The sequence below is a fragment of the Brachybacterium sp. sponge genome (genome assembly GCF_001613775.1).
GTDB classification, from domain to species: Bacteria; Actinomycetota; Actinomycetes; order Actinomycetales; family Dermabacteraceae; genus Brachybacterium; species Brachybacterium conglomeratum.
Genome location: NZ_LRMP01000001.1, coordinates 1,127,025 through 1,150,389 on the forward strand (window position 1 = coordinate 1,127,025; position 23,365 = coordinate 1,150,389).

General features: G+C 73.0%; 19 protein-coding genes. 11 read left to right on the plus strand and 8 right to left on the minus strand.

Going from position 1 to position 23,365, the window contains the following annotated elements; translation table 11 throughout:
• Window positions 1-71 precede the first annotated feature (71 nt).
• Window positions 72-938, minus strand: a complete 867-nt coding sequence (locus A4A78_RS04925; protein WP_156488555.1) for a hypothetical protein — start codon at window positions 936-938, stop codon at window positions 72-74.
• An 813-nt stretch (window positions 939-1,751) separates the two neighbouring features.
• Between A4A78_RS04925 and A4A78_RS04930 the strand changes: the two genes are divergently transcribed.
• From A4A78_RS04930 to A4A78_RS04945, 4 genes are read left to right on the plus strand one after another with little or no spacing between them, the layout of a single operon-like run.
• Window positions 1,752-3,119, plus strand: a complete 1,368-nt coding sequence (locus A4A78_RS04930; RefSeq protein WP_062947253.1) for an aspartate kinase — start codon at window positions 1,752-1,754, stop codon at window positions 3,117-3,119.
• On the plus strand, window positions 3,116-4,228 hold the full coding sequence (locus A4A78_RS04935) for an aspartate-semialdehyde dehydrogenase (protein WP_082835188.1): 1,113 nt from the start codon (window positions 3,116-3,118) through the stop codon (window positions 4,226-4,228). The genes A4A78_RS04930 and A4A78_RS04935 overlap by 4 nt, the downstream gene beginning before the upstream one ends.
• A 19-nt stretch (window positions 4,229-4,247) precedes the next feature.
• The gene (locus tag A4A78_RS04940; protein ID WP_062947254.1) at window positions 4,248-5,156 is read left to right on the plus strand and encodes a TetR/AcrR family transcriptional regulator; all 909 of its coding nucleotides are present in this window, start codon (window positions 4,248-4,250) and stop codon (window positions 5,154-5,156) included.
• A gap of 55 nt (window positions 5,157-5,211) precedes the next feature.
• Window positions 5,212-5,784, plus strand: a complete 573-nt coding sequence (locus A4A78_RS04945) for a PRC-barrel domain-containing protein (RefSeq protein WP_062947255.1) — start codon at window positions 5,212-5,214, stop codon at window positions 5,782-5,784.
• Here A4A78_RS04945 and A4A78_RS04950 read toward each other — a convergent pair.
• Entirely contained in the window at window positions 5,781-7,718 is a 1,938-nt protein-coding gene (locus tag A4A78_RS04950) for a potassium transporter Kup (RefSeq protein ID WP_062948065.1), read from the minus strand. The two genes, A4A78_RS04945 and A4A78_RS04950, sit on opposite strands and share 4 nt — an antisense overlap.
• A 322-nt stretch (window positions 7,719-8,040) precedes the next feature.
• On the opposite strand from A4A78_RS04950, the gene A4A78_RS04955 reads away from it, so the two are divergent.
• From A4A78_RS04955 to A4A78_RS04980, 6 genes are all read left to right on the plus strand, one after another.
• Window positions 8,041-9,570, plus strand: a complete 1,530-nt coding sequence (locus A4A78_RS04955; RefSeq protein WP_062947256.1) for an MFS transporter — start codon at window positions 8,041-8,043, stop codon at window positions 9,568-9,570.
• Between the two features lie 2 nt (window positions 9,571-9,572).
• A complete protein-coding gene (locus A4A78_RS04960) occupies window positions 9,573-10,184 on the plus strand; it encodes a TetR/AcrR family transcriptional regulator (protein ID WP_062947257.1) in 612 nt (203 codons plus the stop codon).
• 30 nt (window positions 10,185-10,214) lie between these two features.
• The gene (locus A4A78_RS04965) at window positions 10,215-11,549 is read left to right on the plus strand and encodes an ROK family transcriptional regulator (RefSeq protein WP_062947258.1); all 1,335 of its coding nucleotides are present in this window, start codon (window positions 10,215-10,217) and stop codon (window positions 11,547-11,549) included.
• A 268-nt stretch (window positions 11,550-11,817) separates the two neighbouring features.
• Entirely contained in the window at window positions 11,818-13,236 is a 1,419-nt protein-coding gene (locus A4A78_RS04970; RefSeq protein WP_062947259.1) for a phosphoglucomutase/phosphomannomutase family protein, read from the plus strand.
• Complete coding sequence (locus A4A78_RS04975) at window positions 13,233-14,030, plus strand: sugar phosphate nucleotidyltransferase (protein WP_062947260.1); 798 nt, start codon at window positions 13,233-13,235, stop codon at window positions 14,028-14,030. Before A4A78_RS04970 ends, A4A78_RS04975 begins: the two co-directional genes overlap by 4 nt.
• Window positions 14,027-15,280, plus strand: coding sequence for a galactokinase family protein (locus A4A78_RS04980; RefSeq protein WP_197466627.1), 1,254 nt, complete (start codon window positions 14,027-14,029; stop codon window positions 15,278-15,280). Before A4A78_RS04975 ends, A4A78_RS04980 begins: the two co-directional genes overlap by 4 nt.
• Before the next feature lie 5 nt (window positions 15,281-15,285).
• Here A4A78_RS04980 and A4A78_RS04985 read toward each other — a convergent pair whose 3' ends face one another.
• From A4A78_RS04985 to A4A78_RS05000, 4 genes are read right to left on the minus strand one after another with little or no spacing between them, the layout of a single operon-like run.
• Window positions 15,286-16,134, minus strand: coding sequence for a carbohydrate ABC transporter permease (locus A4A78_RS04985; RefSeq protein WP_062947262.1), 849 nt, complete (start codon window positions 16,132-16,134; stop codon window positions 15,286-15,288).
• On the minus strand, window positions 16,134-17,096 hold the full coding sequence (locus A4A78_RS04990; RefSeq protein ID WP_082835190.1) for a carbohydrate ABC transporter permease: 963 nt from the start codon (window positions 17,094-17,096) through the stop codon (window positions 16,134-16,136). The genes A4A78_RS04985 and A4A78_RS04990 overlap by 1 nt, the downstream gene beginning before the upstream one ends.
• Window positions 17,097-17,105: 9 nt before the next feature.
• Window positions 17,106-18,428: an extracellular solute-binding protein gene (locus A4A78_RS04995; protein ID WP_062947263.1), complete on the minus strand. Its 1,323-nt coding sequence runs from the start codon at window positions 18,426-18,428 to the stop codon at window positions 17,106-17,108.
• Window positions 18,425-20,386, minus strand: coding sequence for a glycoside hydrolase family 127 protein (locus A4A78_RS05000; protein WP_062947264.1), 1,962 nt, complete (start codon window positions 20,384-20,386; stop codon window positions 18,425-18,427). Before A4A78_RS05000 ends, A4A78_RS04995 begins: the two co-directional genes overlap by 4 nt.
• Before the next feature lie 147 nt (window positions 20,387-20,533).
• Between A4A78_RS05000 and A4A78_RS05005 the strand changes: the two genes are divergently transcribed.
• Entirely contained in the window at window positions 20,534-21,529 is a 996-nt protein-coding gene (locus A4A78_RS05005; protein ID WP_231880842.1) for a LacI family DNA-binding transcriptional regulator, read from the plus strand.
• Between the two features lie 100 nt (window positions 21,530-21,629).
• On the opposite strand, the gene A4A78_RS05010 is transcribed toward A4A78_RS05005, so the two are convergent.
• Together A4A78_RS05010 and A4A78_RS05015 are read right to left on the minus strand one after the other, a co-directional pair.
• Entirely contained in the window at window positions 21,630-22,754 is a 1,125-nt protein-coding gene (locus A4A78_RS05010) for an adenosine deaminase (RefSeq protein WP_062947265.1), read from the minus strand.
• 128 nt (window positions 22,755-22,882) lie between these two features.
• On the minus strand, window positions 22,883-23,350 hold the full coding sequence (locus A4A78_RS05015; protein ID WP_062947266.1) for a hypothetical protein: 468 nt from the start codon (window positions 23,348-23,350) through the stop codon (window positions 22,883-22,885).
• Between the last annotated feature and the right edge of the window lie 15 nt (window positions 23,351-23,365).

The window sequence follows — 23,365 nt, forward strand, 5'->3', positions numbered from 1 at the left end:
CGACTCGGGGTGCTCGCGGCGCACGGATGGTGGGGCACGAGCTCATCCTGTACGGCCGACTCGAGGCGCGCTCACGCCGTGTGGCCGCGCCTGCGCAGCTCGGACCTCACTCGCTCGATGGCCCGTGCTGCGCCATGGTCCATGTCGCCCACGGAGACCACGAGCTCGGTCCATCCCGCGAGCCGTCGTCGCTCCCCGCGCAGGATGTCCTTCTCCTGCTGGGTCCGGGTGCGGTGGTGCCTCCCGTCGTATTCGAGGCAGACCTTCCACTGCGGCCACGACATGTCCGGCTCCCCGAGCCATCGCCCGTCCTGACGGATCGTCGTGTTCAGCACAGGCTCGGGCAGGCCGGACCGAAGGAGCGCGAGGCGGAGGAACGTCTCCTGAGGCGAGTCCGCGCCGACGCGGACGTCCGCCATCGCGGACCGCAGCCGGCGTGACCCACGGCCCCGGAACCGGATGACGACGTCGGAGAGCTCGTCGATCGGGACATGAGGCAGGCTGCGGCCCTCGAGGGAGGGGCGAGGCATGCGCACGAGATGATCGCCGATCGCCACCATGTCGTCCTGGGGAAGCACCTCGGCGAGCTCGAGGAACGTGCGCAGGCGCGTGGTGGTGACGATGCCGCGCCGGCGTGTCCTCTCGCGAGGGGAGATGTCGATGGAACGCCAGGTGACCTGCTGTGAGCTGAGCCGATGGACTCCGGTGAGGGACATGGTGATCGTCGAGTCCGCGTCGTCGACATCCCAGGAGCTGAGGTCGAGGGGGAGGGGCAGGTTCCACATCCTGGCCGCGCTGAGACCGCAGGCGACCGCGTCCGGGTCGGCGCGCTGCAGCGCACGGATCACGTCGGCCTCGCGGACCGTGCTCGCCCCCTCGCCGGGCAGGGCCCCGTCGCTCTCGGGCGGGCTCGCGGCCCCGGTCGACCGTTCCGTCATGGCATAGAGCCCTCGGTCGATCCGTGAGACGTCGGCGGCGCGCAGCCTGCCTCCCGAGACTCCAGCGGCCCGCGCCTCGGCTGCTGTGAACACGGGCCCGCTGAGCGAGGCGGGGAGCGGTAGCAGGCGGCGCGGCATGCGGGGAGCATGCCCGGACGTGCCGCCCCGTCGCACAACCCTCCACATCACCTCGGCGGGCTGCATGGATCGCCAGGTCATGGCCCCGGACCGTTCCTCCACAGCACCCTCGGCCGCAGGTCGCCGCAGGCTCGGTGAGCCGCCGGCGCGCTCCCGGAGTGGTTGCCGCTGCCGTGCGTCCGGCACGCTGCCATCACTCTCCGGGCAGCTGCCGCGGTGGTCCCGGCGGGCCTACGCCATGCGAGACGTGGCTGAGTGACGGTATGGGCCCGCATAGGAGCACAGATCCACGTCTCGAAGAGCCTTCCGGTGATGATGTCGAGGAGCGAGGGTGGGTGACCGGGAAGCGGTGCCCCGCACCGCGGCGCGCCCGGGGCGGTGTTGCGCCGGTCACGTGCGCGAACCGTCCTGACCTGGCCCCCTGTCTCGAATGACGAGGTCACTGGGGCTTCGGGGAGCCGTCTTCGTAGACTGCCCTGTGTGTCGCGACGGCGTCACCGGATCGTCCGGGACGAGCGGTGTCCGGCGAGAGGCGTGCGTCTGCGCCGCTCCCGCGAGGCTGGCTCGGACCGCACGGCACGGGGCGTCCGATCGGCTCGAGCGGACCCGCGACGGCGGATGTCCGCGCACCCACGCACGATCCGCACCGTCCTCGACAGTCAAAGGAACCCGCTCATGAGCCTGGTCGTCCAGAAATTCGGAGGATCCTCCGTCGCTGACGCCGACTCGATCAAGCGCGTCGCGCGCCGCATCTCCCTGTACTCCCGGGCCGGCCACAAGGTGGTCGTGGTGGTCTCCGCGATGGGCGACACCACCGACGATCTGATCGACCTCGCCGAGCAGGTGAGCCCGAACCCGCCGCCGCGCGAGATGGACATGCTGGTCACGGCCGGCGAGCGGATCTCGATGGCGGTGCTGTCGATGGCGCTGAACGACACCGGCGTCCACGCCCGCGCCTACACCGGCTCGCAGGCAGGGCTGATCACCGACGAGGTGCACGGCAAGGCGCACATCCTGCGCGTGACCCCGGGCCGGATCGAGGAGGCGCTGGAGGATGGCGCGGTCGCGATCGTCGCCGGATTCCAGGGCGTCTCGCAGACCACGAAGGACATCACCACCCTCGGCCGCGGCGGCTCGGACACGACCGCCGTGGCGCTCGCCGCGGCGCTCGAGGCGGACGTCTGCGAGATCTACTCCGACGTCGACGGCGTCTTCACCGCCGATCCCCGGATCGTGCCGGCCGCGCGCCGTGTGCCCGTCATCTCCAGCGAGGAGATGCTGGAGATGGCCGCGAACGGCTCGAAGATCCTCATGGCGCGCAGCGTCGAGTACGCGCGCCGCTACGGGGTGCCGCTGCACGTGCGCTCCTCGTACTCGGGCCGGCTCGGCACGATCGTCACCGACGAGCCCGACCGCGAGATCCCGATCGACCCCGACGTCACCCTCCGCCCCGCGGACGCCGCCCGTCGCGACGCCGCCGACCCGACCAAGGAGCTCCCCATGGACGACATCGCAGCACCGGGCCTCGAGGCGCCGATCATCTCGGGCGTCGCCCACGACCGCAGCGAAGGCAAGATCACCGTCGTCGAGGTCCCGGACGCGCCGGGCAAGGCGGCGCTGCTGTTCGACGTGGTCGCCGGGACCGGCGCGAACATCGACATGATCGTGCAGAACTCCTCGACGGTCGACGACACCGTCGCGATCTCCCTGACCCTCCCGGAGTCCGACGCCCCGGCCGCCCTCGAGGCGATCGAGAAGGCGCGCGAGGCGATCGGCTTCACCGAGGTCCGCTACGACGACCAGATCGGGAAGGTCTCCATCGTCGGCGCCGGGATGCGCGCGCACCCGGGCGTCTCGGCGACCCTGTTCCGCTCGCTCGGCGAGGCGGGCATCAACATCGACATGATCTCCACCTCGGAGATCCGCATCTCCGTCGTCACCGAGCAGTCGCGGCTCGACGACGCGGTGCGCGTGATCCACACGGCGTTCGGCCTCGACGCCGAGCAGACCGAGGCCGTGGTCTACGGAGGGACCGGACGATGAGCACCACCAGCACCCCCAGCTCCACCACCGCGCCCGACTTCTCGGGCACCCCCGGCTACGCGGCTGACGGGCCCGTCCTCGGCGTCGTCGGCGCCACCGGCCAGGTCGGGCGTGTGATGCTCGCCCTGCTCGCCGACCGCTCGGTCGCACACTCCGCGATCCGCGTGTTCGCCTCCGCCCGCAGCGCCGGCAGCACCGTCTCCTACGCGGGTCTCGACCTCGTGGTCGAGGACGCGGAGACCGCCGACATCACCTCCGAGGGGCAGCGGCTGGACGTCGCGATCTTCTCCGCCGGCGGCTCGACCTCGAAGGCGCTCGCGCCCCGCTTCGCCGAGGCGGGCGCCGTGGTCGTCGACAACTCCTCGGCCTGGCGCCGTGACGAGGAGGTGCCGCTGGTGGTCTCCGAGGTGAACCCGGAGCAGATCACCGCCCCGAAGCGCGGCATCATCGCGAACCCCAACTGCACCACCATGGCCGCGATGCCGACCCTGAAGGCCCTCCACGACGAGGCGGGCCTGGCCCGTCTGAAGGTCGCCACCTACCAGGCGGTCTCCGGCTCCGGCGTGGCCGGTGTCGCGGAGCTCGCCGCGCAGGTCAGGAAGGGCGTCGACAATGTCGAGGAGCTCGCGCTGGACGGCTCCTCGGTGGACCTCGGCGAGCCCGGCGTGTACCAGGCGCCGATCGCGTACAACGTGGTCGCGCTCGCCGGGAACCTGATGGACGACGGCACCGGCGAGACCGACGAGGAGCAGAAGCTCCGCAACGAGTCCCGCCGCATCCTGGGCCTGCCGGACCTGCCCGTGGCCGGCACCTGCGTGCGCGTGCCGGTGATGAGCGGCCACGCCCTCGCGATCCATGCCGAGTTCGATCAGCCGATCACCCCGGAGCGCGCCCGCGAGCTGCTCGAGGCGGCGCCGGGCGTGACCGTCGTGGACCTGCCCACCCCGCTGATGGCGGCCGGCAAGGACGGCACATTCGTCGGCCGCATCCGACAGGACGCCTCGGTGCCGGACGGGAAGGGGCTGATCCTCTTCGCGGTGGCCGATAATCTCCGCAAGGGAGCAGCGCTGAACGCGATCGAGATCGCGGAGCTGATCGTCTCCCGCTGATGATGGAGGAGGAACGCCGATGACGGGTGTCGTGACCAACGGGTCGCTGGGGGCGGGGACGGGACCGGTGCCGCCGTCGGCGGTCTTCTCCGATCGAGCCGGCGAGGAGGCGCCGTGCCGCGCAGGCGGCGGGGCGCTCGAGGAACCGCTGGGCCGGGTCCTGCGCAACCTCGACACCGTCACCGAGGCCCAGGACGGGCTCGGCGCGGGCCTCGAGGGCGCGCGCGGCGCCTCGACCGACGGGGCCGCACGGGCGGCCGACGGGGCAGTCACGACGATCGGCTCCGGCACGGCCATCGGCTCCGGCACGGCCGACGGGTCCGGCGCGGCCGAGGGCTCGACCGCCGCCGAGCCCTCGCGGCGGGAGATGATCCTCGACGCCGCCTCGGCCCTGTTCGCCGAGCGCGGCTACGACGGTGCGAGCCTGCGCGACATCTCGCGGCGCGTCGGGATATCGCATCCCGGCATGCTGCACCACTTCTCGTCGAAGGAGGTGCTGCTCGGCGCGGTGATCGACCGGCTCGAGGCGCATGCGCAGGGTCTGTTGGACTCGGCCGACTCGATCGCCTCCTCGCCGGAGACGCTGATCGCGGCGCTGGGCGGTCCGTGGGACCCGCGCAAGCACTCGATGGCGCTGCTGGCGACGCTGTCGGCGGAGATCGTGGACCCGGGCCATCCCGGCCGCTTCCGCATCGCGCGGCTCCGACTGGTCCACGAGCACGTGCTGGAGCGCGTGTTCGACGGCCTCGACGAGCAGGGGCACCTGGTCGCCGGGACTTCGCCGAAGTTCCTCGCCCGCTCCCTTTTCTCCCTGCTCCTGAGCCTCACGGTGCGCGAACACACGGTCCGCGAGCTGCAGAAGACCGCCGACGCGGACCCGATCGCGGACGTGCAGGAGTTCGTACGGCTCTGCTGCGTGACCGACTGAGCGCCCGGACCCCGTCGGTAGACTCCGTGGGCGTGACCCCCTGCGAGGAGACCCGATGAGCGCCGAGCGCACCCCGGAGGATCGCACCTCCGGCCTCACCGGCGGGCCGGAGGCCGGGGACGCGCGGGACCAGCCCCTCGTCCACCACCGGGCGCCGGGCCTGCAGGCCCTCGCCGGGCTCACCGTGCGCGGCAGCGACGACCGGGTCGTCGGCCGCGTGCGCGACGTCTACCAGCACGATGCGAGCGGCGAGCTCGCCGCGCTCACCGTCATGCCCCGCCAGCTGAGCTCGCGCACGGTGATGATCCCGGCCGCGGCGATCGGGGGGCTGACCCCGTCCGGGGCGAGTCCCGCGCCGGATGAGGACGCGGTGGTGCGCCTGCGCGTGGACGCCGCGACGGCGCGGGCCGGGAGGCGCCCGCCCGCGACCGCGCACGTCGGCCCCGAGGAGCTGCGCGAGGCCGCCGAGGCGCTCGGTCTCGGGCCCGAGGACGCGGCAGGCCCGGGGGCCGCCGACGGGTCCGTCCACCGGGCCGGCGCCGAGGACGCGGCAGGCCCGGACGACCGCCCGGACCCGGGCCGCGGGCACCACGTCGAGAGCTCCGCCCCCGAGGACGAGCCCCGCTAGAGCACCGTCTCGGCGCCCATCACCACGGTGCGCGGGGGCGGCAGGTGCAGCACCTGGGTGCGGTTCGCGGAGCCCTTCTCGAGGAGGCGCACGAGCCGCTTCTGCCAGCGCGGCATGACGGGCTCCTGCGCGGCCTCGATGCGGAACACCGACAGCACGTACATCGCCTCGTCCGCGTCGACCGCGAGTGCGGGCAGATGCCGCCGGCAGTCGTCGGGACAGTCCGCCTCGTGCGGGTGCCCGAGCAGCGCGACGGCGGTGCGCAGCGCGGCGGGGACGTCCTGCGAGTCGTGGAATCCGACCAGGTAGGTCACCTGCACGATCCCCGGCCCGATCTCGCGGGCGTGGATCCGGTCGTCGCGGTGGGCGTGCGGCACCCCGATGTGCTTCATCGTCACGATGACGACGTGCTCGTGGAGCACCCGGTTCATCTCCACCCCGGTGCGCAGCGCGAGCGGGACGGTGGTCGGATCGCCGTGCGGGTAGACGACCAGGCCCGGCACCCGTCGCACCGCGCAGTCGGGACCGGCGACGAACTGCTCGAGCGGCCCCTCGAGCTCCCGTCGGCGGCCGAAGAGGATCCGCGCCCCGCGATGCCACACCAGCATGATCGTGGTGAGCGCCGCCGCGATGAGCAGGGAGATCCAGCCGCCGGCGGGGATCTTGACGATGTTCGCGGCGAGCAGCAGCAGCTCGAGCCCGCCGACCACCGCCGCGAGCGCCACCACCTGCCACAGCGGTCGGCGCAGGATCCGTCGCGCGTACAGCAGGTACAGCGCGAGCACCAGCAGGATCGTCGCGGTGACGGCCAGGCCGTAGGCCGCCGCGAGCGCCTCGGAGCGGCGGAAGACGAGCACCAGGATGACCACCCCTGCGAAGAGCAGCAGGTTGATGGCGGGGAGGTAGACCTGGCCGCCGTGCTCGAGGGAGGTCTGGGTGACCTTGAGCCGCGGCAGCAGCGACAGCCGCGTCGCCTGCCGCGCCACCGAGAACGCCCCGGAGATCACGGCCTGGGAGGCGATCACCGTCGCGACGGCCGAGAGCGCCACCAGCGGGATCCGCAGCGCCTCGGGCACGAGGGTGAAGAAGGGGTTCGCGATCGCGGCGGGGTCGGCGAGGATCAGCGCGCCCTGGCCCAGGTAGTTGATCACCAGCGCCGGGAGCACCAGCGCGAGCCAGGCGACCGCGATCGGGCGGCGCCCGAAGTGGCCCATGTCGGCGTACAGCGCCTCCGCGCCGGTGATCGCGAGGACCACCGCGCCGAGCGCGATGAACGCGACGAAGGGACGGTCCGCCATGAACGCGATCGCGTGGTGCGGGGACAGTGCGCGCAGGATCGAGGGCCCGGCCAGCAGGTGCGGCAGCCCGATCGCGGCGAGGGTCAGGAACCACAGCGCCATCACCGGGCCGAAGAACCGCCCGATGCCGCCGGTGCCGCGGTGCTGCACGGCGAACAGCGCGGTGAGCACGATCAGCGCGCCGGGCACGATCACGGCGTTGGGCACCGCGGCGGCCACCTCTATGCCCTCGAAGGCGGAGAGCACGGAGATCGCCGGGGTGATCACCGAGTCGCCGAAGAACAGCGCCGCCCCGATCACGCCGAGCACCAGCGCGACGGACGCCTCGCGCGGACCGACCCCGCCGGGCCCGTGCAGCTTGCGCAGCACGAGCGCGGTGAGGGCGAGGATGCCGCCCTCACCCTGGTTGTCCGCCCGCATGATCAGGCCGATGTAGGCGAAGGTCACGATGATCAGCAGGCACCACACGACCATCGAGATCACCCCGAGCACGTCGGCCTCGGTGGGGCCGACGGCGTGGTGGTGGAGGCTGAACACGGTCTGCAGCGCGTACAGCGGGCTCGTGCCGATGTCGCCGAAGACCACGCCGAGCGCGGCGAGCGAGGCCGCGGCGAGCGGTGTCCGGGAGCGGGGCATGCCGCGGTGGTCGAGATGGTGATGGCTGTGCGGGTGGTCGCGGGGCCCAGCGGGGGAGCGCGGCGCGGCCGATGGGGGAGGGGCCTGCGAGGCGGGCTCGTCGGCCGGAGGGGTTCGCTCGGGATCTGGGGTGAGGGGCTCGTCGGAGCGGGGCGAGCTCGAGGTGTCCTCGTGCACGGAGCGAAATCATGCCACCGCTGCGGCCCGATGCACCCGGCGGGAGCGTGCGGGTTCTGCTCCGTGCGTCACATCCCGCGCCAGATGACTCACACGAGCCGAATGGCTCTGGCAACGAACCGATCGGTTCGTTAGTCTCCGGGGCATGACGACCTCCCGGACCTCCGCCGTCCCCTCGCCCCCGACCGTGCCCCTGGCCGGGCGCCGGGAGTGGGCGGCGCTCATCGTGCTCGTGCTCGCGGTGACGCTGCTCGCCGTCGACGGCACCGTGCTCTTCCTCGCGATCCCCTCGCTGACCGCGGACCTCGCTCCCACGGCCACGCAGATCCTGTGGATCGGGGACATCTACTCCTTCGTCCTGGCCGGACTGCTGATCACCATGGGCAACCTCGCCGACCGATTCGGCCGCAAGCGCCTGCTCCTGATCGGCGCCACCGCCTTCGGCGCCGCGTCGCTGCTGGCGGCCTTCGCCCCGAGCGCCGGGATGCTGATCGCCGCCCGTGCGCTGCTGGGACTCGCGGGCGCCACGATCATGCCCTCGACCCTGTCGATCATCCGCAACCTGTTCCACGACCCCGCCCAGCGCACCCGCGCGATCGCGCTGTGGTCCGCGGGCGCCATGGCCGGCGGCGCCGTCGGCCCGCTGGTCGGCGGGGCGCTGCTCGAGATGTTCTGGTGGGGCTCGGTGTTCCTCATCAACGTCCCGGTGATCGTGGCGGTCGTCGGGCTCGGCGCCTGGCTGCTGCCCGAGTCGCGCAGCCCTGTCGCGGGGCGGATCGACCTGCTCTCCGCGCTGCTGTCGGTGCTCGCCGTGGTGCCCGTCGTTTTCGCGATCAAGCAGGTGCTCGGCGGCGGCGCCGGAACGCCCGCCCTGCTGGCCGCCCTGGTCGGCGCCGCCGCGGCCGTCGTCTTCGTGCGTCGCCAGCGGCGCCTGGCCACCCCGCTGATTGACGTCGAGCTCTTCCGCATCCCCGCCTTCAGCGGTGCGATCGCCGCGAACGGCCTGTCGATCTTCGCCTTCCTCGGGATGCTCTACTTCTTCTCCCAGTACCTCCAGCTGGTCCGCGGCTTCTCGCCCTTCGTGGCCGGGCTCGCGGAGATGCCCGCGACGCTGGCCTCCCTCGTCGTGGTGGTCGTCGTCGGCGTGGCGCTCGCCCGGCTCGGACGGGGCCGCGCGATCGCCCTCGGGCTCGCCGTCGGGGCGCTGGGCCTGGCCGGCCTCGGCGTCGCCGAGGGGCTGCCGGGCTATCTCGGGATCGGGATCGCCCTGGCGGTGATCGGGCTCGGCACGGGCCTGTCGATGACGCTGTCCACCGACGCCGTGGTCTCCGCGGTGCCGCCCGAGCGCGCCGGCGCCGCCTCCTCGATCTCGGAGACCGCCTACGAGCTGGGCGTCGCGTTCGGCATCGGCGTGCTCGGCTCGCTGCACACCGCGATCTACCGCGGGGACCTCACGATCCCCTCCGGGACCCCCGCGGCGCAGGCCGAGGCGATGGAGGACTCCCTCGCCCACACGTCGAGCATCATGGAGGAGGGGGCGCCCCTGCTCGACCTCGCGCAGGACGCCTTCACGCACGCCACCCAGGCCACCGCCTATGTCGCCGCCGGGCTGCTGGCCCTCGCGGCCTTCCTCGCCTGGCGCCTCATCCCCTCCGAGACGACCCCCAGGAGCTGACCGTGGAGAACCACGACCCCGGCACCGCCGACGACCCCGGCACCGCCGACGAGCCCGCCGCGCAGCCCGCGCCCCAGCGCGACAAGGAGCGCACCCGCGCCGCGATCCTCGACGCCGCCGCGAGCATGATCGTGGAGCACGGCAGCGGGGTGAGCCTCGCGGACATCGCTCGGCGGGCCGGGGTGTCCAAGGGGGCGCTGACCCATCACTTCCCGCACCGCCTCGAGCTCGAGAAGGCCCTCGTGCACCGCTCCAACGAGCAGTTCTGGGCCGATGTGCACGCCCTCGTCGACCTCTCCGAGAACCGTCCCGGCAAGCTGCTGCGCGCCTACGTGCGCGCCCTGACCGCACCGGACTCGCGGGCGGCCGAGATCTTCTCCCCGTCCTCCCTGCTGACCGTCCTCGGCGACCGCCCGGGCATGGAGGAGCTGGTCGACGAGGACGCGGCACGCTGGCGCGAGGCGCTCTCGGCCGACGGCTTCGACCCGGCGCAGGCCCTCGTGGTGCGCCTGGCCACCGAGGGGCTCGCGATGAACATGGGCACGCCCTATGCGACCGAGCAGGAGCGCGAGCTCGCCCATGCCCGCCTGCTCGAGCTGGCCGAGCCGCGCTGATCGGAGGCGGGCCCGTCTACGATGGCCGCCATGACGTCACCGAGCCGACCCGCGCCTGGGGCGGCGGACGGGACGCCCGGCCCCGCCGCCTCGGCCGGTCGCGCCGCCTCGGCCGGTCGCGCCGCCCCGGTGGGACACGCCGCGATGCGCTCGGCGAACCTGAGCCTGCTGCTGCGCCACCTCCACTCCCACGGCGGCCGCTCCCGCGCCACCCTCGCCCAGGAGACCGGACTGTCCAAGGCCTCGGTGACCTCGCTGATCGGTGACCTCGCCGAGCGCGGACTGGTCCAGGAGGGGCGTGTCGAGCGGCGCGGCACCGTGGGACGGCCCGGCACCGAGGTGCGCATCGACCCCGGCCACGTTGCCGGCATCGGCCTCGAGCTCAACGTCGACCATCTCGCGGTGACCCTGCAGGACCTCGGCGGCCAGGTGCGCCTCCGCTCCTCCGTGCCGACGCCCGTGGCGGACGGCCAGGACGGCCGCTCCCACCCGGTCGCCCCCGTCATGGACCTCGTCGCGCAGCAGCTGCGCGAGACGCTCGAGGCCGCCGCCGCGCAGGGCCTCTGGGTCGCCGGGGCCACCATCTCCCCGCCCGGTGCCGTGGACTACGCGGGCGCCGGCGTCCGCTTCGCCTCCAACCTCGGCTGGTCCGGCGTCCCCCTCGGCGAGGAGCTCGCGAGGCGCCTCGGCCCGGACATGCCGCCGCTCTCGATCGAGAACGACGCCAAGCTCTCCGCGCTCGCCGAGGCACCGCGCCTGGCCCGGCAGGGGATCACCGACCTCGTCTATCTCACCGGCGAGATCGGCGTGGGCGCCGGCATCATCGCCGACGGACGGCTGATCCGCGGCTGGTCCGGGTTCTCCGGCGAAGTGGGGCACATCGGCCTGGACCCGGCCGGGGCGGCATGCCGCTGCGGGCGGCGCGGCTGCTGGGAGACCCTCGTCGGCTTCGACACCGTGCTGGCCGTGCTGGACCCCGACGATCCCGCGCGGTCGGGCCACCTGCCCCTGCAGGAGCGGCTCCGCCGTCTCCGGGACCTGCTCGACGCCGGGGACGAGCGCCTCGTGCAGCGCTTCCGGACCCTGCCGGGCGATCTCGCGCGGGGGGCCGGGGTGCTCGTGGACGTGCTGAACCCGCAGGCCATCGTGCTGGGCGGCTTCTTCGGCGCCTTCGCCGACGTGCTCGTGCAGCCGGTGCAGGAGGCGCTGGACGCGCGGCTGCTCACCCCGGACGGACGGGTGGAGGTGAGCGCCTCCGCGCTCGGCCTCGACGCGGCGGCGATCGGCGGCGCCGACATGGCCCTCGAGCGCGTGCTCGCGGACCCGCTCCTCGCCCCGATCCTCCCCGCCGACGCCTCCCGCTGACCTCCGTCGCGCGGGAGCCGGCAGGAGGTTCTGCTGCCCTGGCGACTCATCGGGGCTCCCATATGAGTCGTGGCGGTACAAAAGCTGGGCGGCCGGGCGCTCCTGCCGGCGGGCGGCCCAGCTGTCGAGCGGCCCGACCGGCGGGTGGCCCAACTGGCGAGCGGCCCGGCCGACGTGCGGCCCGGCCGGTTCCTGCGGTTGACACGTCGGCCGCCCGGCCCTAGTTTGTTCGTAATGTGAACGTTTGGGGCTTCGAGGAGGAACCACCATGATCAGCTTCGGCACCGGCGGCTGGCGGGCCATCATCGGCGACGAGTTCACCCGCGAGAACGTGCGTCTGCTCGCGCAGGGGCTCGCCGACCGGATGCACGCCGAGGGCGTCGTCGAGCGCGGGCTCGTGATCAGCTACGACCGCCGCTTCCTCTCCGACGTCGCCGCGTGGTGGGCGATCGAGGTGCTCGCCGGCAACGGCGTGCCCGTCCGCGTGATCACCCGTCCCGTGCCCACGCCGATGTGCATGTGGACCGTGCGCCAGACCGGCGCGGCCTACGGCATCGCCGTCACCGCCTCCCACAACCCCGCCCTCTACAACGGACTGAAGATCTTCACCGAGGGCGGGCGCGACGCCGAGCTCGAGGTCACCGACGAGCTCGCCGCCCACACCGCGACCCTCGACCCCGCGGACGTCCGCGCCCTGGCCCCGCACGAGGTGCGCGACTCGGAGCTCGTCACCCAGCAGTCCTCGATCAACTGGTATCTCGACGCGATCATCGAGCAGCTCGACCTCGAGGTGATCCGCCACGCGCACCTGAAGATCGTGCTCGACCCGATGTTCGGCGTCTCCCAGACCTCCCTGCAGACCGTGCTGATCAGCGCCCGCTGCGAGGTCGAGGTCATCAACGCCCGGCACGACCCGCTGTTCGGCGGGCGCATGCCCTCCCCGGCGGAGGGGTCGATGTCCCCGCTGCGCCAGGCCGTGCTCGAGCGCGGCGCCGACCTCGGCATCGCCACCGACGGCGACGCGGACCGGCTCGGCATCATCGACGACACAGGCGCCTACATCAGCCCCAACCAGGTGCTGGTGCTGCTGTACGAGTACCTGCTGACCGGGAAGGGCTGGACCGGCCCCGTCGTGCGGAACATGTCGACCACCCACCTGCTGGACCGGGTCGCCGAGGCGCACGGCCAGGAGTGCCACGAGGTGCCCGTCGGCTTCAAGTGGATCAGCGCGAAGATGGCCGAGACCGACGCCGTGATCGGCGGGGAGTCCTCCGGCGGCCTCACCGTGCGCGGCCACATCCCCGGCAAGGACGGCATCCAGGCCGCCGGGCTGCTGGTGGAGATGGTCGCCCGCGCCGGCAAGCCGCTCTCGGAGATCTACGCGGACATCGCCCGGCGCTACGGCTCCCTCGTGATGGAGGAGGCCGCCTACGAGTACACGCCCGAGCGTCGCGAGGAGCTGCAGCGACGGATCTTCGAAGATCACGAACTGCCCGCCTTCGGCCGCGAGATCGAGCGGATCTCCTGGTCCGACGGCGGCAAGGTGTACTTCGCGGACGGCTCCTGGCTCACCATCCGCTTCTCCGGCACCGAGCCCGTGATCCGCGTGTTCTCGGAGGCGGAGACCGCCGAGGAGGCCCAGCGGCTCTCCCGCACCGTCGCCGGGCACTACCGTCTGGGGGCATGACGATGATCGACACCGCAGTGGTCCTGGCCCGCGGCCTCGGCTCCCGCATGCGCAAGGAGGGCGCCGGCGCCCTCACCCCGGAGCAGGCCGCGGCCGCCGCCTCCGGCCACAAGGCCCTGATGCCCATCGGCCCCCACCGCCTGATCGACTACTCCCTCTCGGCCCTGGCCGACGCCGGCATCCGGCGCGCCGTGCTCGTGGTCGCCCCGGAGCACGAGGAGTTCGCGCGCCACGTCGAGCAGCTCGCGCCGCGCCGGCTCGAGATCGGCTTCGCCGTCCAGGCCGAGCCGAAGGGCACGGCCGACGCCGTCGCCTCCGCCCACGACGCCGTGGGCGAGCGGCCCTTCGTGATGGTCAACGGCGACAACCTCTACCCCCGCGACGGGATCGCGGCCCTGCTCGAGCAGGAGCGCACCACCCTGCTCGGCTTCGAGCGGACCGCGCTCGTGGAGCACTCCAACATCGCCGCCGACCGGGTCGCGGCCTTCGCGATCGTCGAGCACGAGGACGGCGCGCTGCGGCGGATCCTCGAGAAGCCGACGGCCGAGCAGCTCGCCGCCGCCGGCCCCGACGCCCTGGTCAGCATGAACGCCTTCGCCTTCCAGCCGGAGATCTTCGAGGCCTGCGCCTCGATCGAGCCGTCCGAGCGCGGGGAGCTCGAGATCGTCGACGCCGTCCGCGCCCTGCCGGACGTGCGCGTGCTGCCCTTCGCGGGCGGGGTCCTGGACCTCTCGCGCCGCGACGACATCGACGAGGTCGAGCGCCGCCTGACCGGCGTCGAGGTCGCCCTGTGAGCGCAACGGCGCGCTGGACCATGCCCGGCCGCATCGAGGTGCTCGGCAAGCACACCGACTACGGCGGCGGCCGCGTGCTGGTCTGCGCCGTGGACCGCGGCGTCACCGTGCACGCCGAGCGGGTCGACGGGCCGACGGGAACCCTCCGGGCGAGCACCGACGCCTACCCGGGCACGCTCCGCCTCGCCGCCGGCACCGCCCCGGACCTCCCGCCCGGGCACTGGGGCCGCTACGTCCACACCGTCATCGAGCGGCTGGGGGCGAACTTCGGCCCGCTGCCCGCCGCGCGGCTCACGATCACCTCGGACCTCCCGCCCGCCTCCGGCATGTCCAGCTCCTCCGCGCTGCTGACCGGCACCGCGCTCGCGCTCGCCGACCTCGCGGGCCTGCCCGCCACCGAGGCCTGGACCTCGCAGATCCCCGACCGCGTGGCGCTGGCCGGCTACGCCGCCTCGATCGAGAACGGGAAGACCTTCGGGGCCCTCGCCGGACGGCCCGGCGTCGGCACCAGCGGCGGCTCGCTGGACCACACCGGCATGCTCGCCGGCCACGACGGCATGATCTCCTACGCCGAGTTCGACCCGATGCAGATCCTCGACCAGGTCGCCCTGCCGGAGGGCTGGTCCTTCGTCGTCGCCGTCTCCGGCGTGCTCGCCGAGAAGACCGGCGCCGCCCAGGCCTCCTACAACCGCGGCCCCGCCCTGCTCGGGCAGATCCTCGCGCGCTGGAACCTCGAGACCGGCCGGGCCGACGACTCGCTGCAGGGGGCGCTGCGGTCGCTGGTGGGGGAGGACCTCGCCGCTCCGCTCGCCGAGGACGAGAACCGCTGGGAGCCGCTGCGCCGCCTCGCCGCCGAGGGCGCCGAGCGGGACCGGCTGGACCAGTTCCTGCTCGAGTCCGCGGTGCTCGTGCCCCGCGCCCATCGCGCCCTGCGGACCGGCGACCTCGACACCTTCGCGGCCGCGGTCGACGCCTCCCAGCGCCTCGCCGAGACGCACCTCGGGAACCAGATCCCCGAGACGATCGCCCTGGTCCGGCACGCAAGAGCGCTCGGCGCCCGGGCGGCCTCCTCTTTCGGCGCCGGCTTCGGCGGGAGCGTCTGGGCGCTGGTCCCCACGGCCGACGCCGACGGCTTCGCCGCGGAGTGGATGGACCGCTACCGCGCCGCGGGCACGGCCCCGGCGGGGGCGAGCGCGCTGGTCACACGACCCGGTGCTCCCGGCAGGCGGGTCGATCCGGTCGCGGGCTGAGCCGCTCAGCCCTTCACCGCCCCGGCCGCGAGGCCCTGCACGTAGAACCGCTGCAGCGAGACGTAGAGGATCACGCAGGGGATCATCGCGATCACCGAGCCGGCGACGAGCTGGCCGAAGTCGACCTCGCCGTAGGTGCCCACCTGGATGTTCAGCAGGGCGATCGGGAGCGTGAAGTACTTCTCCGTGGTCAGGAACGTCAGCGCGCCCAGGAACTCGGTCCACGAGGTGAGGAAGGCGTAGAGGGCGGAGCTCGCGATCCCGGGGATGATCATCGGCCGCAGCACCTCCACCAGCATCCGCAGCGTCCCGGCGCCGTCGATGATCGCGGAGTCCTCGAGGGCCAGCGGCACCGTGTCGAAGGTGTTCTTCATCAGGAAGATCCCGAACGGGAGGGCGAAGTTCGTCGAGAACAGCACCAGTCCGAGGAGCGAGTCCGTCAGCCCCACCGAGTTCATCAGCAGGTACAGCGGGGTGAGGATCGCCTGGAAGGGCACCATCATCGACAGCAGGATGAGGCCGAAGGCGAGGCGCGAGCCGCCGAAGCTGAACTTCGAGAAGCCGTACCCGGCCAGGGTCGCGACGACGGCGGTGAGAGCCGCGGTCGACAGGGAGACCGCGATGCTGTTGAGCACCGGGCGGAGCATGACCGCGTCGGAGGAGAGGAAGACGGAGAGGTTCTGCCAGGTGAGCTCGAACAGCTCCGGGATCGCCGGGGTCCCCAGGATCGTCTCGTTGGGCTGGAAGGCGCGGAGGATCGACCACAGCAGCGGCAGGCTGAAGATCAGCGCGAACAGGATGCCGAGCACGGCATAGGGCACGGCACGACGGTCCTTGACGACGGGACGGCTCATCACTCATCACTTCCTCGGAGCAGGACGAACTGGGCGATCGTGACCAGCGCCGTGAACACGACGAGGATCAGCGAGATCGCGGTGGCCGAGCCGAGCTGCAGCTCGACGAAGGCGCGGTTGTAGACGAACCCGACGATGGTGGTGGTGTCGGTGCCGGGTCCGCCCTTGGTGAGGATGAAGAACTGGTTGAAGGCCAGGAACGAGCCGATCACGGAGATGATCAGCGACATCCCGATCGCCGGTCGGATGATCGGGACGGTGATCGACCACTCGCGGCGCAGCCAGCTCGCGCCGTCGATGTCGGCGGCCTCGTAGACCTCGGCGGGCACCCCCTGCATCGCGGAAAGCAGCAGGATCATGGTCAGTCCCGGGACCGCCCAGATCACGAGTGCGGAGAGCACGATCGTGCCGAGCACGCCGTCGAGCAGCCACGCCGTGCTGCCGTCGGTCAGCCCGAGGCCCGCCAGGATCCGGTTCAGCACCCCGGAGTCCGGCTGCGCCTCGAGGACGAGCATGTAGCTCAGCGTCGTCAGCCCGATGACATAGGGGAGGAAGAAGATGGTGCGCAGCACGGTCGCGCCGCGCCGGTTGGAGCGCACGAGGACGGCCAGCCCGTAGCCGAGCAGCAGGATCGGACCGGTCACGATCCCGGTGTAGAGCAGCGTGTACCTCAGCGCCTTCCACATGCCGGGGTCCTGCACGGCCTGGAGGTAGTTCTCCAGCCCCACGAAGCGGTACTCGCCGATCAGCGGCCAGTTGGTGAAGGAGATGAACAGCGCGAGCACGATCGGGGCCAGCGCGAAGAAGGCGACCAGGGCGAGGGCGGGTGCGACCAGCAGCACCCCGGTGGCGGGACGGTGGGTGAGCGAACGGGGACGGCGCCGCGAGGCGGGGACGGGGGCGCCCTCCGCATGTCGGCTCCCCAGGGAGTCGGGACGCGTCGTCGCGTCGAGTGCGGTCATGACGTGCTCCTAGAGCTGTGTCTGCGTGAGGATGCGGTCGTACTCGGATTGGGCCTCCGCCATCGCGCCCGGCACGTCGCCGTCGAACACCGCGCGCCGGATCATCGCGAGCCACGGGCTGGTCGACTGGTTGTAGAGCAGGTTGTAGGCGAGGGTCGAGGGCACGTAGCCCTCGTCGAGGTGCGTGACGGGCAGGACGGCCTGCTCGTAGGACTCCGCGAAGGCGTCGTCGGCGCTGTCCGAGCGGATCGGCATGTAGCCGCTGTCGGGGAGCGCCCGCTGCACGTCGAGCTCCAGGGTGTGCCGCATGAACATCCAGGCGCCCGACGGGTTCGGGGCGCCGTTGAGCAGGCACATGTTGTCGCCGCCGGAGAAGGTGGCGCGCCCGCCGGTCGGTCCGGGCAGCAGCACGTTCTGCGAGGACGGGCGGAAGGACTCGTCGGCCTCGGCGACCGCGGAGCCGTACGCGCCGGGGAAGAAGACCACCTCTCCCGAGCGGTAGTCGTGGCCCCACTGGGCGCCGTCCTCCACGAAGGCGCGCTGCGGCACGAGCTCGTCGACCCACAGCTGCCGGTGGAACTCGAGGACCGCCTCGACGACGTCGTTGCCGACGACGTTCCCCGACTGGTCGCCGAGCTCGCCGGCGATCAGGTCGGTGTCGGCGGCCCAGATCATCGGCTGGATCGTGAAGCCCATCGCGCCGGAGGCGTTGCCGGGGAAGGTCCACGGCGCCACGTCCGGCAGCTCGCGCTTCAGGGCGTGGCAGGCCTCCATCAGCGATTCGAGGCTCCCGGAGACCTCCTCGAGGTCGAGACCAGCCTTGGCGAGCAGGTCGGTGTTGGCGAACAGCGTCGAGTAGTCGCCGATGAACGGGATGCCGTAGAGGCGGTCCTCGTAGCTCGCGAGCCCCATGTGCCCGGCCGAGAGCGAGTCCCGGAAGGGCAGCGCCTCGACCAGCTCGGTGATGTCGGCGAAGGCCTCGCGCACGGAGAAGAGCGGGCAGTTGATGAGGTCGAAGTCGACGATGTCGGGGACGGAGCCGCCGCGGATCGAGGTGGCGAGCTTCGTGACGTACTGGGCGTCCGGGATCGGCAGCACGGTGATCTGGAGGTCGTCGTGGAGGGTGTTGAAGCTCTCGGCGGCGGCCTGGATGGCGGTCTGCGTCGCCGCACGGCACCAGACGGTCACGGACCCGGTGGCGCCGCTGCCGAAGTCGTCCGCGGTCGTGTCGATCGGGGGCAGCGTCCCGGCGCAGGCGGCGAGGGCCGCGGTGCCCGTGCCGGCCGCGCCGAGGGCGAGGCCGGCACGGAGCAGCTGTCGACGGTCGATCACGACTGCTCCTGCACCGGCAGCCAGACGCGCATCGCGGCGACGGAGCGGTTGCCCCAGGCGAAGTAGGGGATCGCGGTCCAGGTGTGCGCGGTGCGCTCGAGCTCCGCGTCGGCGCTGCCGTGGACGGGATAGGGCCAGGCCTCGGCGGCGGGGGAGGAGCGCACGACGCTGCCGGCGAGCCGCAGCGGCACCGCGCCGTCGAGCACGTCGAGCGGCGCCCCGGCCTCGGGGACCGCCGACGGGTCGATCTGCGCGTCGTCGACGCTCACGCCCTCGTCCTGGTTCTCGTTCTCCAGCGCGTAGACGAGCGGTCCGCGCTCGAGGGCCACGGCGCCGCGGGAGGCGTCGAGGCGATGGTGGGTGCCGACGAAGCGCGGGGTCATGTCCAGCTCCAGCACGATCTCCTCGCCCGGAGCGAAGCTCCGCTCCACCACGGCGAGGGCCTGGTCCGCGGGGACGGTCGCCTCGGCGCCGTCGACGGTAAGCCGGGCCCGGCCGCGGGACCAGGCGGGTATCCGCAGGGAGAGGCGGCGCGGGGCCGACGGGGCGGCGTCGATGCGCACCGTGATCCGCCCGTCGTGGGGGTAGTCGGTCGTGGTCGAGACGGTGAGGGTCTCCTCGTCCTCGCCCGCCGACCAGGTCCCGCTCGCGAACTGGTGGAGCTGCAGGCCGTGCGCGTCCTGCGTCGCGACCAGGTGGTCCAGGCTCGCCAGGGTGCGCATGACGTTCGGCGGGCAGCAGGCGCAGTCGAACCATCCGCGGCGGCCGTGGACGATCGAGCGCCCCTCGTCGGCCTTCGCGCCGTCCCGCAGCTGCAGGGAGTTGACGTAGAAGAACTCGGTGCCCGCGAGGGACACCCCGGCCAGGAACGCGTTGAACAGGAGGCGCTCGATCGCGTCGGAGTACTGGGGCTTCCCGGTCGCCAGCAGCAGCCGCCACGCCCACTGGATCGCGCCGATCGCGGCGCAGGTCTCGGCGTAGCCGCGGTCGGTGGTCATCTCGTAGGGGTCGCCGAAGGCCTCCCAGTCCCAGCGGGCGCCCATCCCTCCGGTGACATAGGTCTTCGTGGCCAGGAGATCGGCGAACACGGCTTCGCAGCGGGCCAGCAGCTCCTCGTCGCGGTCCTCGATCGCCTGGTCGGTCGCGCCGGCGAAGAGGTACAGGGCCCGCACGGCGTGCCCCTCGACGGAGACGGTCTCCCGCACGGGCACATCGGCGGAGAAGTAGCCGGGACCGGGGCGGACCTGGTCGAAGCGCTCGCCCTTGCCGCGCACGTCGAGGAAGAAGCGTGCAAGGTCGAGGATCTCGGGCCGCCCGGTGAGGCGGTGCAGCTCCACCAGCGCCATCTCGAACACGGGATGGCCGCCCGTGGCCTGGCGCAGCCCGGGGCCGAAGACGGTGCGCAGGTGCGCGACGATCCTCAGGGCGACGTCGAGCAGCTGCTCCTCCCCGGCGCTGCGGGCGAGGGCCACGGCGGCCTGGATCAGGTGGCCGTAGCAGTACAGCTCGTGGTTCCAGGCGAGGTTCGTGTACCGCTCCTCGGCGCTGTGGCGGAGCGTGTGGACGCTGTTGAGATAGCCGTCCTCGAGCTGTGCGGAGGCGACGAGATCCGTGACCTCGCGGGCCATGGTGCGCAGCTCGGGGTCGTCCTCGCGTCCCAGCTCGAAGGCCACGGCCTCGAGCCACTTGTACACGTCGGAGTCCTGGAAGATCATCCCGGCCGCCTCGCCCGTCTCGGTCCCGGCGACGAGGCGGAAGTTGCGCAGCGTGCCGGAGGCCTCCAGCTGCGCATGGCCGGAGCGGAGCCCGGCGAGACGATTGCGCTGCTGGCGGGTGTGCCAGAAGCCGCCGGTGATCCGGGCGCGGCCGGAGTCGAGGGGACGCAGCGCCGTGGCCGCGTCGGGGGTGGGCACGGCGGGCGCGGCCAGGGAGGTCAGGGCGGTGCGGGCGGGGGCCATGGGGTGGGTCCTCACTGTGAGCTTCGTTGCGGAAAGTGCGGAAAACAAGTTTCTGTGCCGATAATGGCACGGTCGTCGCGCCCCGACAACCCCCTGCCCCCTCACCGCCTGTCCCGTCGACGGGAGCCACAGACCCCAGGAGGTCACGTGAAGAGCATTTCCCGATCCGTCCCCCGCATCGCCGACGTCGCCGAGCGCGCGGGGGTCTCGGTGAGCACGGCCTCCAAGGCGCTGAACGACACCGGCCAGCTCCGCGAGGACACGCGCGCGAGGGTCAAGGAGGCCGCCGCGGAGCTCGGCTTCGTCGTCGGCGCCTCGGGGCGCGGCCCGGCGGACACCCGCACCTACACCGTCGGCCTGCTCACCACGGACAGCTTCGGCCGCTTCACGATCCCGCTGCTGATGGGCGTCGAGGACGCGCTCGCCGCCGGGCGGATGGCGATCATCCTGTGCGACACCCGCGACGACGTGCTGCGCGAGCGCCACTACCTGGCCTCGCTGCAGGAGCGGCGCGTGGACGGGCTGATCATCACCGGGCGCACCACGGACCCGCGCCCCTCGGTCGGCCTCCCGATCCCGACCGTCTACGCCTTCTCGCCCTCGGACGACCCGGCGGACTTCGCCGTCGTCGCCGACGAGGCGGCCGGCGCCCGGACCGCGGCCGAGCACCTCGCCGCCATGGGATCCCGGCGCATCGTGCACGTCACCGGGCCGCAGCGCCACCACTCCGCGGTCGTCCGCGCCGAGGCGACCGCCGCCGCGCTGGGGGAGTCGCTGATCGCCCCGCCCCAATACGGTCACTGGTCCGAGGAGTGGGGGCGTCACGCCGTGGACATGATGCTCGCCGCGCACCCGGACCTGGACGGCTTCTGCTGCGGCTCCGATCAGATCGCCCGGGGCGTCACCGACCGGCTGCGCGAGCGCGGCATCGACGTGCCCGGCCAGGTCAGGGTCACGGGCTTCGACAACTGGGACGTCATGGCGCTCGCCTCCCGTCCGCCGCTGACCACGGTCGACATGGGGCTGAAGGCGCTGGGGCGGCTCGCCGGGCGCACGCTGCTGGACCTCGTCGAGGGCGAGGCGGAGCCGCCCCGGCACCAGGTGCTCGGCCCGCGCCTCGAGGTGCGCGGCTCGAGCCTCTGAGCCGTCCCTCCGGCGGGCAGGCGGCCGACGGGCCGACGGGCCTTGTGGGTCGGCGACGTCTGCGGTCGCGCTGACGGTGGTCGCTCGACCGGAGCCCCGCTCAGCCCGCCCGACGCGCCGCCGCGTAAGCGGGGCGCACGACCTCCTCGCGCAGCGCCTCCCGCTGAGCCGCCGGGGCGAAGCCGCTGTCGAGCGCGGTGAGCGCGACCTGCTCGAGCTCGTCGACGTCCCAGTCCAGCGCCTCCGCGACCAGCGCCGTCTCACGGGTGGTGCCGGTGCGGCTCATCAGACGGTTGTCGCTGCTGAGGGCGAGCGCGAAGCCGGTCGCGTGGAGGCGGCCGACGGGATGCTCCGCGATGGTCCCGGCGATCCCGGTCTGCAGGTTCGAGCTGGGGCACACCTCCAGCACGATCCGCTCCCGGCGCACGCGCTCGGCGACCGGACCGAGGGCGTCGCCGCCGTCGGCATCGAGGTCCTCGACCAGGCGCACCCCGTGGCCGAGCCGCTCGGCGCCGGTCTCCAGCGCGTCGGCGATCGAGGCGGGGCCGTCGCCCTCCCCGGCGTGGAGCGTGACGCGCAGTCCCTCGGCCCGGGCGCGGGCGAACTGCGCACCGAAGCGGGAGGCGGGAAAGCCGGCCTCGGGACCGGCGAGGTCCAGCCCCACCACTCCCGCGGAGCCGACGGGCGCCCCGGGGCGCGGGCCGTCGGCGCGCCGCGCGAGGGCGATCTCCACCAGGTCGTCGCCCGGCTCGAGATGGCGCAGGTAGCACAGCAGCTGGCCGACGACGATCCGGTCGCCGCGGGCCTCGACCGCGCCGACCCCCTCGTCGAGCCCGTCCTGCACGGCCTGGACGGCCTCGTCGAGGGACAGCCCGCCGTCCGTGTGCTGGTGCGGCGCCCAGCGGGTCTCCGCGTACACGACCCCGTCGGCCGCCATGTCCTCCACGAACTCGCGTGCGATCCGACGCAGGTGCGCGGCGGACTGCATGAGCGCGACGGTGCACTCGAAGGTCGAGAGGTACTCGGGCAGCGAGCCGGAGTCCGCGGCGTCGTGGAACCAGTCGGCGACCTGCTGCTCGGTGACCTGCTGCGTGTCCGCGCCCGGCGGGTCGATCCCCAGCTCGCGGCACAGGTCGATCACGGTCGCGGGGCGCAGCCCGCCGTCGAGGTGGTCGTGCAGGACGACCTTGGGCAGGGAGCGGACGAGGTCACGGGGCAGCGGCATCCCCGCAGGATACGCGGCGAGGTGAGCGAACCGGCCGGGCCCCTGTGGCGGCCCGGCCGGCTCTCCCCGTCGACCCCGGCGGATCCCCATCCAGAGGCCGGGTCGACGTTCCGGTGCGGCCTCGCCCGTCAGGAGGCGGCGCCCTTGCGGTAGCCGCTCGCGACCAGATGGTCGGCGAGGCCCTCGACGTCCGTGATCGTGACGGCGGCGCGGCGCAGATCGCCGACCAGCGCCTCCGCCGCCGGGGTGCGGACCGGCGGCGCGAGCGCGGCCTCGAGCGCCCGGTCCAGCGCCTCGCGGGCCGCGGGGTCCGCTTCGCCCGGCAGACCGCTCTCCTGGGCGAAGACCTCCCACGCCCGCTGCCGCATCTCGTCGGTCAGGCGGGTGCCCGACTGCGAGGTGCGCCGCACCAGGGCGGAGAGGGTCCCGCCCTCGACCTCGAAGCCGCGGTCCACGACGGACCGCACCACATGGGTGGGGAAGGGGCCGACGGTCACCTCCTCGGCACCGCTGGTGCACGTGATCCACGTCGACTCGTCGCGGATGTAGATCGTCAGGGCGTCCCCGTCGACATCCGTCAGCTCGATGTTGCTCATGACTCTCCGCAGGTT

Bases quoted from the DNA above. Each gene is read 5' to 3' on its own strand.
- A4A78_RS04925 (WP_156488555.1), bottom strand. From the start codon at position 938: ATGACGGAACGGTCGACCGGGGCCGCGAGCCCGCCCGAGAGCGACGGG.
- A4A78_RS04930 (WP_062947253.1), top strand. From the start codon at position 1,752: ATGAGCCTGGTCGTCCAGAAATTCGGAGGATCCTCCGTCGCTGACGCC.
- A4A78_RS04935 (WP_082835188.1), top strand. From the start codon at position 3,116: ATGAGCACCACCAGCACCCCCAGCTCCACCACCGCGCCCGACTTCTCG.
- A4A78_RS04940 (WP_062947254.1), top strand. From the start codon at position 4,248: ATGACGGGTGTCGTGACCAACGGGTCGCTGGGGGCGGGGACGGGACCG.
- A4A78_RS04945 (WP_062947255.1), top strand. From the start codon at position 5,212: ATGAGCGCCGAGCGCACCCCGGAGGATCGCACCTCCGGCCTCACCGGC.
- A4A78_RS04950 (WP_062948065.1), bottom strand. From the start codon at position 7,718: ATGCCCCGCTCCCGGACACCGCTCGCCGCGGCCTCGCTCGCCGCGCTC.
- A4A78_RS04955 (WP_062947256.1), top strand. From the start codon at position 8,041: ATGACGACCTCCCGGACCTCCGCCGTCCCCTCGCCCCCGACCGTGCCC.
- A4A78_RS04965 (WP_062947258.1), top strand. From the start codon at position 10,215: ATGACGTCACCGAGCCGACCCGCGCCTGGGGCGGCGGACGGGACGCCC.
- A4A78_RS04970 (WP_062947259.1), top strand. From the start codon at position 11,818: ATGATCAGCTTCGGCACCGGCGGCTGGCGGGCCATCATCGGCGACGAG.
- A4A78_RS04975 (WP_062947260.1), top strand. From the start codon at position 13,233: ATGACGATGATCGACACCGCAGTGGTCCTGGCCCGCGGCCTCGGCTCC.
- A4A78_RS04985 (WP_062947262.1), bottom strand. From the start codon at position 16,134: ATGAGCCGTCCCGTCGTCAAGGACCGTCGTGCCGTGCCCTATGCCGTG.
- A4A78_RS04990 (WP_082835190.1), bottom strand. From the start codon at position 17,096: ATGACCGCACTCGACGCGACGACGCGTCCCGACTCCCTGGGGAGCCGA.
- A4A78_RS05000 (WP_062947264.1), bottom strand. From the start codon at position 20,386: ATGGCCCCCGCCCGCACCGCCCTGACCTCCCTGGCCGCGCCCGCCGTG.
- A4A78_RS05010 (WP_062947265.1), bottom strand. From the start codon at position 22,754: ATGCCGCTGCCCCGTGACCTCGTCCGCTCCCTGCCCAAGGTCGTCCTG.
- A4A78_RS05015 (WP_062947266.1), bottom strand. From the start codon at position 23,350: ATGAGCAACATCGAGCTGACGGATGTCGACGGGGACGCCCTGACGATC.